The sequence below is a fragment of the Paenibacillus sp. ClWae2A genome (assembly GCF_032452295.1).
In the GTDB taxonomy this organism is placed as follows: Bacteria; Bacillota; Bacilli; order Paenibacillales; family Paenibacillaceae; genus Paenibacillus.
Genome location: NZ_JAULSQ010000003.1, coordinates 60,191 through 72,922 on the forward strand (window position 1 = coordinate 60,191; position 12,732 = coordinate 72,922).

At 46.7% G+C, this 12,732-nt stretch carries 12 protein-coding genes and 1 riboswitch; all 12 genes read right to left on the minus strand.

The genetic code is table 11. The annotated features are described in order from the left end of the window. Positions 1-261 precede the first annotated feature (261 nt). The 12 genes from scpB to QVE09_RS11505 all read right to left on the minus strand — a co-directional run bounded on the left by scpB (position 262) and on the right by QVE09_RS11505 (position 12,415). Positions 262-918 (minus strand): SMC-Scp complex subunit ScpB, encoded by a 657-nt coding sequence (scpB, locus tag QVE09_RS11450; RefSeq protein WP_105599500.1) that lies wholly within the window; start codon positions 916-918, stop codon positions 262-264. Beyond that, positions 887-1,687, minus strand: coding sequence for a segregation and condensation protein A (locus QVE09_RS11455; protein ID WP_253438698.1), 801 nt, complete (start codon positions 1,685-1,687; stop codon positions 887-889). Before QVE09_RS11455 ends, scpB begins: the two co-directional genes overlap by 32 nt. 104 nt (positions 1,688-1,791) lie before the next feature. Further along, the gene (ribH, locus tag QVE09_RS11460; protein WP_017687651.1) at positions 1,792-2,259 is read right to left on the minus strand and encodes a 6,7-dimethyl-8-ribityllumazine synthase; all 468 of its coding nucleotides are present in this window, start codon (positions 2,257-2,259) and stop codon (positions 1,792-1,794) included. Positions 2,260-2,360: 101 nt separating this feature from the next. Next, positions 2,361-3,593: a bifunctional 3,4-dihydroxy-2-butanone-4-phosphate synthase/GTP cyclohydrolase II gene (locus QVE09_RS11465; RefSeq protein ID WP_091028885.1), complete on the minus strand. Its 1,233-nt coding sequence runs from the start codon at positions 3,591-3,593 to the stop codon at positions 2,361-2,363. A gap of 32 nt (positions 3,594-3,625) precedes the next feature. Beyond that, complete coding sequence (ribE, locus tag QVE09_RS11470) at positions 3,626-4,294, minus strand: riboflavin synthase (RefSeq protein WP_150364570.1); 669 nt, start codon at positions 4,292-4,294, stop codon at positions 3,626-3,628. A 61-nt stretch (positions 4,295-4,355) separates the two neighbouring features. Then, entirely contained in the window at positions 4,356-5,459 is a 1,104-nt protein-coding gene (gene ribD / locus QVE09_RS11475) for a bifunctional diaminohydroxyphosphoribosylaminopyrimidine deaminase/5-amino-6-(5-phosphoribosylamino)uracil reductase RibD (protein WP_315936939.1), read from the minus strand. A 322-nt stretch (positions 5,460-5,781) separates the two neighbouring features. Next, positions 5,782-5,948: riboswitch (FMN riboswitch) on the minus strand. Positions 5,949-6,115: 167 nt separating this feature from the next. Continuing rightward, complete coding sequence (locus QVE09_RS11480; protein WP_315937363.1) at positions 6,116-7,423, minus strand: hypothetical protein; 1,308 nt, start codon at positions 7,421-7,423, stop codon at positions 6,116-6,118. Positions 7,424-7,541: 118 nt separating this feature from the next. Then, complete coding sequence (locus QVE09_RS11485) at positions 7,542-7,973, minus strand: peptidylprolyl isomerase (RefSeq protein WP_017687646.1); 432 nt, start codon at positions 7,971-7,973, stop codon at positions 7,542-7,544. A 248-nt stretch (positions 7,974-8,221) separates the two neighbouring features. Next, complete coding sequence (gene lysA / locus QVE09_RS11490; protein ID WP_315936940.1) at positions 8,222-9,553, minus strand: diaminopimelate decarboxylase; 1,332 nt, start codon at positions 9,551-9,553, stop codon at positions 8,222-8,224. 104 nt (positions 9,554-9,657) lie between these two features. Then, complete coding sequence (locus QVE09_RS11495) at positions 9,658-11,325, minus strand: spore germination protein (RefSeq protein ID WP_315936941.1); 1,668 nt, start codon at positions 11,323-11,325, stop codon at positions 9,658-9,660. 24 nt (positions 11,326-11,349) lie between these two features. After that, positions 11,350-11,778: a stage V sporulation protein AB gene (locus QVE09_RS11500; protein ID WP_211083510.1), complete on the minus strand. Its 429-nt coding sequence runs from the start codon at positions 11,776-11,778 to the stop codon at positions 11,350-11,352. Beyond that, positions 11,759-12,415 carry a stage V sporulation protein AA gene (locus QVE09_RS11505; protein ID WP_315936942.1) on the minus strand — a complete coding sequence of 219 codons (657 nt, stop codon included), beginning with the start codon at positions 12,413-12,415 and terminating at the stop codon, positions 11,759-11,761. The genes QVE09_RS11500 and QVE09_RS11505 overlap by 20 nt, the downstream gene beginning before the upstream one ends. Positions 12,416-12,732: the final 317 nt, after the last annotated feature.

The following is a 12,732-nucleotide window of genomic DNA, read 5'->3' on the forward strand; positions in this document are numbered from 1 at the left end:
TCACTCCGATGACAGAATAACCTTCCGATCGCTGTTATCCCCAGATTTTTTTGATTCCCTTCTCTAAAGGGTAAATCCGGGGATGAGCGTATGCTTCCGATGCAGCTTTCATTCAGAAAGCTTTTAGGCGAACACTCCGTTTCTTCAGATTATTTCTGTCCTCTCCGTTATGTGTAAAATCTTTAGTTCAATTTATCTTAAAAATAATGCACAAAAAAACCGACTCCACTGATGGGTGTCGGTTAGTATGAGCTTGCAAAATTAGAGTGAAGAATCCGTATTATCGTCTTCGTTGTCGATATGACTTAGGTCATCCGCCGGATCAACACTTTCCGGTTCCAGTTGTTGCAAATCCAGTTTGTTGAATAACAGTTGTGTCTCTTCCTCCAGGTTCTCCGAATCTTCAAACAAGCCCGGTTCCGGAAGGTCTTTAATTGAAGCCAATCCGAAATAATCCAGAAATGACTTGGTCGTTCCGTACAGAATTGGTCGTCCGATCGCCTCGGCTCGTCCCACTTCAATAATCAGATCCTTATTCACAAGCGTATGGATGGCTCGCTCCGATTTTACACCGCGGATTTCCTCAATCTCTACCCGTGTAATCGGCTGACGATACGCCACAATGGCCAGCGTCTCCAGAGCCGCTTGGGATAAGGACGTTCGTGCGGGAGAGTATGCCAGTTTCTCGAAATATACAGCGTGGTCAGGCAAGGTGCCCAACTGAACTACACCAGCGATCTTGAGAATCTGTACACCTCGTCCCTGCTGTGAAAATTCATGAATCATCTCCTCAATCGCGTCCGTTACAAGCTCCACTCGCTGGTCGACGATCTCGGCAATTTGTTTGATACTCAGACCTTCTTCTCCGGACAAAAACAGCAGGCCTTCAATAATTGATTTCAATTTCGGAAAATCCATGATTCTTTGTTTCCCCTCTCCACTCCATAACGATATCCTCAAACATCCGTTCCTGATAACAGACAATCTGCTTCATCTTCATCAGTTCCAGCACCGCCAGAAAAGTGACAACAATCTCATGGCGATAGATATGCTCGTCCATCAACTTGGAGAATAACAGTCTGCCTCCCGGCCCCATACTTTCCAAAGCGCCGATGACATCCCGTATGCGGTCCTTAACCGAAATCTCATCCCGTTTGATTCGGGTTACAGTTGTGCGCTTCTCAGCCTTGCGTAGCGCCTTCTGAAAGGCTGCAATCAGGTCAGAGGTGTGTAAACCCTCAACCGGGTTCGATTGGGCTTCTACGGGCATATAGGGGCGCAGATCCTCGGGCTCTTTGGAAAATATAAGGCTGCGTTCCCACTCCCGTTCATGAAGATGACGCGCAATCCCCTTGTACTTGCGATATTCTATCAGACGTGCAATCAGCTCTGCACGTGGATCATAATCTTCTTCTTCCATAAAATCATAATCCTCGAAGTCCTCAATTACCGGTGGTTTAGGCAGTAAAAGTTTGCTCTTGATCGACAGCAATGTTGCTGCCATGACCAGAAATTCACTCGTAATATCCAGTTCCAGTTCCTGCATTGAATGCAGGTACGCCATGTATTGATCGGTAATATCGCTGATGGGAATATCCTGGATATGAATTTCAGCCTTATCAATCAAATGAAGCAGCAGATCCAAAGGCCCTTCAAAAGTCTCCAGTTTGTATGTAACTACCGTCACTAGACGAATCCTCCCGCCAGAAAAATACAAAACCCTGCTAAGCCGTCCGAATCCGGTTTCCCGTGTTCGTCTGCGCAAAGCAGGGCACTACTATTAAATAAGCACTATTTTAGCTGTTTCGTCAAGTTTGCCATCTCAATTGCCGCCGTAGCTGCATCCCAACCTTTGTTACCCGCTTTGGTTCCGGCACGTTCAATCGCTTGTTCAATATTTTCTGTTGTAACCAGTCCAAAGATCGTAGGCACGCCAGTTTTCAGGTTGATTGCTGCTACCCCTTTAGCCATCTCGTTGCACACATAATCGTAATGCGTAGTGGATCCACGAATGACAGTTCCCAAGGTAATCACCGCATCATACTTGCCGCTCTCCGCCATTTTCTGCGCAATCAGAGGGATTTCGAACGCACCTGGAACCCAGGCTACATCCACTTCATCATCCTGCACGCCGTGACGTTTGAATGCATCAAGCGCTGCGCTAAGCAATTTACTGGTAATGAATTCGTTGAAACGTCCAACGACAACTCCATATCGTGATCCTTCTGATACTAAATGTCCTTCAAAAAATTGTGGCATTCAAGTCATCTCCCTAACGGTATAATGTAATGTAAGTAACGGAACTCCTAATTAATCTCTTCCATAAATTACATGGTGAACGTTATTCATCTAAAATATATTTACTGTTCGTTTTGTTCGATATCATCGAACTTTAGCATATGCCCCAGCTTGGCTTGCTTGGTATGAAGATAAACCGTATTGTCCTCGTTCTCCTCCATCTGGATCGCGACACGCTCTACGACTTCAAGTCCATATCCCTCAAGACCTTTAATTTTACGAGGATTGTTAGTTAGCAGTCTGATCTGACGAACCCCAAGGTCTTTCAGAATTTGAGCGCCAATCCCGTAATCACGCAAGTCGGCAGCAAAACCCAGCTTCAGGTTTGCATCCACCGTATCCAGACCTTCCTCTTGCAGCTTGTAGGCTTTGAGTTTGTTGATTAGCCCAATGCCCCGGCCTTCCTGTCTCATATAGAGCAGTACGCCGTTGCCTTCCTCGTTAATCTGTTTGAGTGCCGCATCAAACTGAGGACCACAGTCACAACGATGGGAATGGAATACATCACCAGTCAAACATTCAGAGTGCACACGTACAAGTACGGGTTTGGAACCATCTATTTCACCTTTGACCAAAGCCACATGTTCCTTGTTATCCACAGCGTTTGTATAAGCCACCGCTTGAAACTCGCCAAAGTCCGTTGGCATACGCACAGCCACTTCACGTTGAACCAGCTGCTCTTTTTCGTTACGGTAACGAATCATGTCCTGAATACTGATCAGCTTCAGATCATGCTTGCGGGCAATCTCCTGCAGATCCGGAAGTCTGGCCATTGTGCCATCTTCCTTAATCACTTCACAGATAACGCCGGCAGGGTAGGAACCACACATGATAGCGAGATCTACAGCCGCTTCCGTATGTCCGGCACGTCGAAGCACGCCGCCGTCTTTTGCAATCAACGGGAACATGTGACCAGGCTTACGGAAGTCCCCGGCTTTCGCCTCAGGATCGATCAGACCTTTCACGGTAATGGAACGTTCATGTGCCGAGATACCTGTTGTCGTATCTTTGTGGTCCACAGAGACGGTGAAGGCTGTTCCATGGAAATCCGTATTTTGTTGAACCATCGGTTTCAGGTTAAGTTCGTCCGCACGTTGTTGTGTAATCGGAACACAGACCAGACCTCTACCTTCAGTAATCATAAAATTAATGACTTCAGGTGTCGCCTTTTCGGCCAAAGCGATAAAATCGCCTTCATTCTCCCGATCTTCATCATCCACAACAATGACGGGTTTACCACGCATGAGATCATATATGGCTTCTTCTATTGTGTCCAGAATGGATTGTTCTGACATTAGTCCACCTCCAGTTTATTTCTGTTCTCTATTTATGCAAATCCGTGATTGGCGAGAAAATCTTCACTGATACTGCGCGGCTTGCCAGCACCCGTCTCCCGATGTCCTCTCCCATACTGGAGCAGATGATCCACATATTTACCCAAAATATCGCATTCGATATTAATGGTATCCCCTGTCTTTTTCACATTTAGTACAGTTTCACCAATGGTATGCGGGATAATGGAAACCGTGAATGCGGTATCCGACGTATGGACAACGGTCAAACTAATGCCATCCAATGTAACCGATCCTTTGGGGATCAGGTATTTGAACAACTGGTGATCATCAGGCTTGATCTCAAACACAATCGCATTCTGATCACGTGTTATACTGCCAATCACTCCGGTACCATCGACATGCCCCTGAACGATATGTCCGCCAAAACGACCGCCAGATTGCATGGCCCGCTCCAGATTAACTTTACTGCCAGATTGCAGCTGACTGAGATTGGTATGGCGATAGGTTTCAGGCATTACATCGGCGGTAAAACCTCCACCTTCGAGCGTTGTCGCAGTTAAGCACACGCCGTTCACTGCTACACTATCACCAATCTTCAGATCGTCCATGATGGCGGAAGCTCCGATATTCAGGACCATCGCTTCGCCTTTCCGACCAATACGCCGGATCTGACCGACTTCTTCCACCAAACCGGTAAACATGCTGCCGCCTCCCTTGTTTCATTTATAAAGAACCTAACTACTTTTTTTCAAATCCATTTATTTATTCAGGCCACACCGGAATACCGCCAATGCTGATATTATCTCCAACTTGTTCAATCTCCAACTGATTCAATTGAATCGCCTGATTCATACGTTCCACACCCTCGAAGCGGAAGCTTCCAGGTGTATCATAACCGCCTACAATCTTCGGAGCGATGAACATCAGCAGTCGATCGACCAACCGTGCCTCCAGCATAGCTCCATTCAAGGTGCCCCCACCTTCAAGCAAAATTGAACCAATCTCACGCTCACCCAACTTGCTAAGTCCGCTTAACAGATCCACACGTGGTCCAGGACCACAGCGTATTATTTCAACGCCGTAGGCTTCCAAACGTTCAGCAGCTTCAGGACTGGCTTCGTCTGTTGTCAGTACCCATGTTGGAACAAGACCATCCTTAACCATTTTGGCACCTACCGGAAGACGCAACTTGGAATCCACCACGATACGCACCGGACTAATGCCTTCCACTTGCAAGCGGGTTGTAAGCTCCGGATTATCTGCGATCACCGTGTCGACGCCAACCATGATTGCCTGGTGACGATGACGAAGGGCATGCACAATCTCACGAGCCGGCTCGTTGGAGATCCACTTGCTGTCTCCGCTGCGAGTAGCAATTTTCCCATCCAAAGTAGTAGCTGTCTTCAGTGTCACGAAAGGTAGACCCGTTGTAATAAATTTAATGAATTTTTCATTCATGCGTCTTCCACGCTCACGCAGTACGCCAACTTCAACTTCAATGCCTTGTTGACGAAGCATGCTTATGCCTCTGCCGGATACTTGCGGATTTGGATCTTCACAACATACCACAACACGTTTCACCTTTTCATGAATCAGGCGTTCACTACAAGGTGGCGTCTTGCCATAATGACTACAAGGCTCAAGTGTAACGTATACCGTACTTCCTTCAGCATCACTGCCTGCCATGTTAAGTGCATGCACCTCCGCATGACCGGTTCCACGTTTCAGATGGCTCCCCAGGCCTACAATACGACCCTCTTTCACAACTACACATCCAACGACCGGATTAATCCCCGTCTGTCCCTGTGCTCGTTCCGCCATATCCAATGCCAGTGCCATATAAAATTCATCATTGATCATTTCCAAATCCGTTCACCCCGCGGTTTAAAGTCTTGTTTATTAAAAAATCCCCGTCGAACAATCAGTTCGATGGGGATGATGAGAGACAAATGTCACCAGCAGGAGTGAAATGGATACAGCACGCCAACACTTTGCCCAAAACTTCATTTCGGGCAAGTGAAAATAGACACATACCTTAATGAACATCAATTAGAGGTAAAGAGCTTTATCGTGTGGCATATGTATGGAACTGTCCGGTGTAACCGGATCTTCCCTGCACAGTGCAAGACATCACAAATCGTGACTGTGCAGCAATACTCCTGCTGAATGCAAACCTGTTAGGTCTGCACCTCTCCTTCTCCCATCCAGACTATACTGTCGGTTCTGGAATTACACCAGATCAGCCATCTGCCACAGGCAGACAGGTCACGGACTTTGCATCAAGTGCTGGACATGTGTCCTTACACTTCCTGCATCACCGCCGGTAGGGAATTGCACCCTGCCCTGAAGGATTGCTTTCGTTATTACTTGGATGTTAGCACTTTAATGCCAAAAAATCAATTGTTTTTTGTTCCTTTTTGTCACATACTAACTTTTAATAAGCTAAGAAACAACAAAAACCGCTTCCTCTCAAGGAGGCACGGTTTTTGTTTGGAGGCACATTTCACATCCATCGTATCATTCTACAATTCTGGAAAACACCAGCTCGCCATATGCTTCAATTCTTTGGCATTGTGAAATGGCAAGCGATCAGGTTCTGGCAGCGGCGAAACAGGAATCGGAAATTCTCTTGCCACCCTTCTGACCCAACTTGTGGAATCAATCGCGATAGCTGAGCATTGCCAGCGTCCATTCGTTCGTGGTCGAAACGTCCCATGCAAATCTGCTTTTCCCGGCATCTCTGGAAAGACACCATCCAGATATTCAACAATGACACGTTTATCTCTGACTTCATGACAATATACTGTCACCCATACACCTTCCCGGACCCGAACAGCGTACACATCCCCAGACTGTACTTCCCCGGTACCTGCATCAGGAGATGCCTTCGGTACTTTTCCGCGAACGCTTCTCTTCTTCTCCAATGCTCCTAAGATCGTGTCCTTTACAGCTGGACTCTCATCAGGCTTATCCGCAAGTGATATATTATTCAGATCAAAATCATGAAATATCTTTTTCAGGTTGTTCTCATTAATTCCGACAGATGAATCCCACCATGCCAGAGGGGCCTGCACTTCAACCCGAACATTGGGGCGTGCGTCACGTTGCATGTATGTGGTGAATTCCGTGATCATTCCAGGATGTTCCGGCGTATCCAATATGCCAATCAGAGCTAACGTCTCAAGCAAATCACGGTAGGCATATTCCTTCTGTGTAGGCAAAAGACGTTCCTTCTTGAGCGCTACTGCTGCCTTGCTGTAACGTGTTTTGGGAGGTAATTCGCGCAGCACCGTTAACACCGCACGGAATGTCCAGCGGTCGTACTCATTGGGTATTGGAAGCTCCTGCGCAGCAGCCAGCTCTCGAAGTGCCAACACATATCCATAAGGATCACCGTCCAACGGGGTTCCATTGGTCATCCGCCAATACCATTGCAGCGTTGTGTCGGTTGCTTGACCTACACTTAATCCGCAGATCTTACAAGTGTTCGAAGATGGATATGGCGTATGTTCATGGCTTGGCATACTGCTTGCAATAAGCTTGCCCGTAAGCAACGAGCGCCAGATCATGGGTGCTGACCACAAAGAGGATACAAAGGCCTGCGCTGCATCATTTAACGTCCATTGATTCGCAACTTTTTTCAGCTCAGTAATCGTTTCATCATGTTCCGGACGTACAAATCGATTCGGTTCATGCCCAGCTGCCTCAAGCGCTTCTCGATCCTTTACGGATAGACTATCCGGAACGACATGTCGCGATGCCTGCAGTTCTTCATCCCACAACGTGCGCTCACTATAAATTTGTTTTAACAAGCTTAGCTGAGTAACCATATCCAAGGTTCATTCATCCTTTCCAATCATCGATTTCGAATACGTGACATAAGAAAAATAAAAAAAGTGCTTCTATAAAAGAAGCACTTCATGTTTGGATCCAGTTAAGGTGAAGGTATTAAGCTTCTACAACTTCAACAGTTTCCATTTTGTCTTTACCTTCTAAAGCGTCCACGAACTCCATACCTTTAGTTACTTTACCAAATACAGTATGTTGTCCATCCAAATGTGGTTGCGGTTGGTAGCAGATGTAGAACTGACTTCCACCTGTGTTACGGCCAGCATGTGCCATAGCAAGTGTTCCGCGCTCATGTTTGTTCGGGTTGATTTCACAGTTGATAGTGTAACCTGGACCACCTGCACCGGAACCGTTAGGGCATCCGCCTTGAGCTACAAAGCCCGGGATAACGCGGTGGAATGTAAGACCATTGTAGAAACCGGAGTTAGCCAGTTTCTCAAAGTTTGCTACTGTGTTTGGAGCTTCTTGATCGAACAGATCGATCAAAACTTCTCCGCCGTTTGCCAATTTAATTTTCGCTTGTTTCGCCATATGTAAATGACTCCTTTCGTAGTGACCATCGTTAATGGTGCCAGAACGCATGACCCTGGGCCAAGCATTACAACACTTTTCTTAGTGTACACCGAAAATGACTGGATCGCAAAAAAAACAGTAACTTTTTTCATATTTTAGTCCGAATACATAAAAAGCAGATGAAAAAGGAAGTTCCCTTTTCATCTGCTTCAACTGTAAAATCCCTATATCCTGAATAATGCAGAAACGCATTATCTTTTGACAAATTAGCGAGTAACTGGCTGTTTGCCAATGCGCGCTGGTACCAGGTCATTCTGGATGATATCTTGATACGTCTCACGGCGTACTACGACATCTCCTTGACCGTCTTTGACAAATACAACAGCTGGACGACGAATCCGGTTATAGTTGCTAGCCATGGAGTAGTTATACGCGCCTGTGCAAGCTACAGCGAGCAGATCGCCACTTTCCACTTTTGGCAGGTCCAGATCCCAGATCAACATATCGCCACTCTCACAGCATTTACCCGCAACAGATACCGTTTCCTGAGCAGCCTCATTCGCACGGTTAGCGAGCACAGCTTCGTACTTGGATTCATACAAAGCAGGACGTGGGTTATCGGTCATACCACCATCAACGGCAACGTATTTACGCACGCCTGGAATGTCTTTGCTTGTTCCAACAGTATAAAGGGTTGTTCCTGCTTCACCCACGATGCTGCGGCCTGGTTCAACCCAGATCTCAGGTACGGCATAACCGATTTGGGCAAAATAATTTTTAACTGCGTCTGTAATAGCCTTCACGTATTGCGCAACTTCAAGCGGCGTATCTCCGTCGATATAACGGATTCCGAATCCACCACCCAGGTTAACCACTTTGAAAGCAACATTAAGACGCTCATATACGCTTGCTGCAAATTCAGCAACACGTTGAACAGCCATCTGGAAGCCCTCAACTTCGAAAATCTGGGAACCGATATGGGAATGCACACCGAGCAATACCAGGTTAGACTGCTTGGAAGCCAAGTCAATCGCTTCAAATGCTGTACCATTGCCGATATCGAATCCAAATTTCGAATCCGTTTGACCTGTGGAAATATATTCATGCGTATGGGCCTCAACACCAGGCGTCACACGAAGCAAAATGTTTACTTTACGATTTTTGTCCGCTGCTACAGCCTGCAACAGATGCAATTCATTGAAGTTATCAACAACAAAGCATCCAATCTCCGCATCAAGAGCCATTTCGATCTCTTCCAGCGTTTTGTTGTTACCGTGGAAATGAATGCGCTCAGCCGGGAATCCTGCTTGCAGTGCAGTAAACAGTTCACCATCAGATACAACATCCAAGGAAAGTCCTTCTTCAGCTGCAAGGGCACACATCGCCATTACACAGAATGCTTTACTTGCATATGCAACCTGGAAGCCCAATCCGGAAGCACGGAATGCTTCCATGTACTCTCTGCAACGCTCACGAACCAATTGCTCGTCCACAACGTACAGGGGAGTTCCAAATTGTTCTTTCAGATCTGTTGCATCAACTCCGCCAATCTCCAGATGCCCTTGCGCATTTATTTTACTTGTACCATGTAAATACATAATCTGCATTCCTCACTTTTTTGTATACTGGAACAGTTGTTATTCCAATGATTTTACACCAGTATATCAAATTAGGCAGCGAGATGAATGGATTTTTCGGAAGATCATTTGTGTTTTTTACTTTTTCGCAGTTCACCGTCCGGATCATCGGACATTTTGGTGTTGTCACGGGTTTTGTTAAATGATGGACGTTTTTTATTTTCCAGCAGCGGAAGCCGGAATAAAAAGTTACCCAAGGCCTTTGCATTAAACGGTATAAAAGGCCAGAGATACGAAGAATTGTACGACCTGTGAACGGTTAGCGCCAATATAAGTAGTGTACTGCCCACGACCAATCCAGGAACCTTGAATATCGCTACTGCAATGAGCAGAAACAACCTGACGAGCCTGTTAGCGAGCCCCAGCTCGTAACTCGGCGTGGCAAACATTCCGATGGCTGCGATAGCCATATAGAGTACAACCTCATTGACAAAATATCCTGTTTTGACGGCGATATCCCCGACTAGAATTGCCGCGATCAAGCCCATAGCCGAGGCCAGAGGTGTAGGGGTATGGACTGCTGCCATCCGTAATAAATCGACACCAAGTTCGATCAGGAGAAACTGTAAAATCAGTGGTAGCTTTACATTTTCCTGCGGACCAATGAAGTCAAGTCCCATCGGTTTAATCGAAGGATCAATAACCATCAACAGCCACAGTGGTAGCAAAAACAACGATATGAGAATCCCTGCAAAACGCACCCATCGTAAATACGTTCCCATTAAGGCCGTCTGTCTATTCTCCTCCGCATGCTCACACAGGTCAAAGAAGGTCGTAGGCAGAATCATCACACTGGGAGAAGTGTCTACGAAAATGACAACTCGCCCTTCCAGCAAATGGGAAGCTGTAACATCCGGTCGTTCCGAATAACGAACAAGTGGGAACGGATTCCAACCCTTGTTGATAATCGCTTCCTCCAACTGCTTATCGGCGGCGGGAATACCATCGATATCCACTCGCTGTATTTTTTCACGAACGGAATCCACCTGCACTTTATCTACAATATCATCAATGTACACCACGCAGACATCGGTTTGTGTTCTCCGCCCCACCTGCATGATCTCAAACTTCAGTCCAGGGTCGCGTATTCTGCGCCGCACCAAGGTCACATTGGTCAGAAGCGTTTCGGTAAAGCCGTCTCTGGAACCTCGAACTACCCTTTCCAATGAAGGTTCTTCGGGTGAACGTACCGGATAACTCCGGGTATCCATAATCAAGACCGAGCGGTCCCCTTCAACGAACATTGCGCTCATACCGGTAAGAACCTTGTTGATAACCGCACTCATCTTCTCGACTTTTTCCACCTGAATATGGGGAATGTAACATTCAAAATAGGATTTGAGTGCATGTCCGGACACGTCATCCGGCGTAAGATAGGTCAGTCTTTTCAACACTTCAAGCAAAATCTCATCCTTGGCGAAGCCGGTGATCATCAGCAATCCAACGTGCTTGCCACCCAGGACCATTTCCCTCATATTCACGTCAAACGATTCTCCGAGCCCCAGTACCTGTTGTAATGTATATCTATTCTCACTCATGCGTGGGGAGATATCATCGTTTTCCTGCCAATATTGTACGGATTCCTCAATGCTGTCGGACATCTCATTTTGTTTTTTCTTATTGTACGCTTTCTCCTCTTCTTCCTTCTGAATCTCATAAGCAGACTTGTGTAACATCTCTTCCGTTATACCTTCACTATTTTCCTGGCCTGTGTGCTCCGTTCGTTCATCCATCTTCCATCCTCCTATGGCCACGAGTTACCGCTGATATATAAAAAAATCAAACAGGGAACCTGTCATTTTGCCCAAAATCATGGCGAGCAGTAATCCAAACAAATAAGGTTTCATGCCCAATCGTTTGGCCAGCACGGGCAGTACATTAAGTACCTCAGTGAGCGCCGCGGCCAGCAGACCGATGAACACGCCACAGAACAAACCAACAATCGGGCTGAGCAGCAGCACCCCATGCATTTTCCAGTGCCAGAAATCCGCCACCGTCCCGAGCAGTGATCCACCAATTAGCGCCCCTTCGTACCAGTGAGTCTTGTCATACGATTGCGTAAGTTGAGCCAACCTGGGAATCATATCGAGCACCAGAATGAGCGCAATTACGCCACTTCCTACGGCAATTCCCCCTGCAACACCCAATACAATGCTGATTGCTCCATTAAGAACGCTCATCCGCATTCATCTCCCTGCGTTCCTGCTCGTGCATCCGTTCGCTTTCTTCAATCACTACATATTTATCTACATTTTGCTGGTATAGGAACATCTCCACTTCCAGCGGGGTAGGCTCCTCATTCCACTTTTTCTTGAACAGATGATTAAAAAATACTGCCATTCCGAATCCAATGCCAATGGAATACGCCACTTGAAACAGATAGGGATGTTCGTCCCGATGCCCAGTAAGCATCTCCACAATTCGAATCTGTACTTCCTGCATGTTCACATCGGCATGAAAATTCATAATGGTTAAGGCTGATCCGAAGAAAAGCAATAGCCAAACCAGAATGAACAGGGACTTGGAAGGTTGACCATTTCCCGCGATGACTTCAACTAACGTATGACCAGATCCCATCAGTTCCACGCTTACCTCCGGCAAGATGTGCCGAATTCGGGGAATAATCTGCAATATATCAATGAGGATCAGATTGCCATCCTCCGGTCCAGGGCGTAAAAGTTCAAGCTCCAGTAGCCTGCCCTCCTGGTCTTCAGAAGAGGTCAGTACATGTGCAATGTCTCCAAGCTTGACTGCTCTGCCCCTCTGGATGCGAATACGGCTGCGCAGTCGAACGTAGACCATTGGAGTGGGTGTCTGGGACATCCATAGCACTCCTTTACTGCGTAATTTAGGTTAGTATTTGAAGAATGTGCAAATTTATTACAAACGGGTTGGAAAAAAGGTGGAAGGGTGAGTTGACGCTGCGAGATGGATCGGTCATTGGTCGCTGTTATCCCCGGATCTCTTGAACTCTCCTTTTCAAGGAGGAAATCCGGTGCTAAAGGCGAACGCTTCGCTCCTTTTGACCGATTCCATCCCTCCGCTGCCCATCGTCCTCCCGTTTCCAAACGTTTGAAATAAGTATGCTGGGGAGTAGGCAGGAAGGGAATTAAAAGAAGAGCTTTTTGCGGTTATTTTGC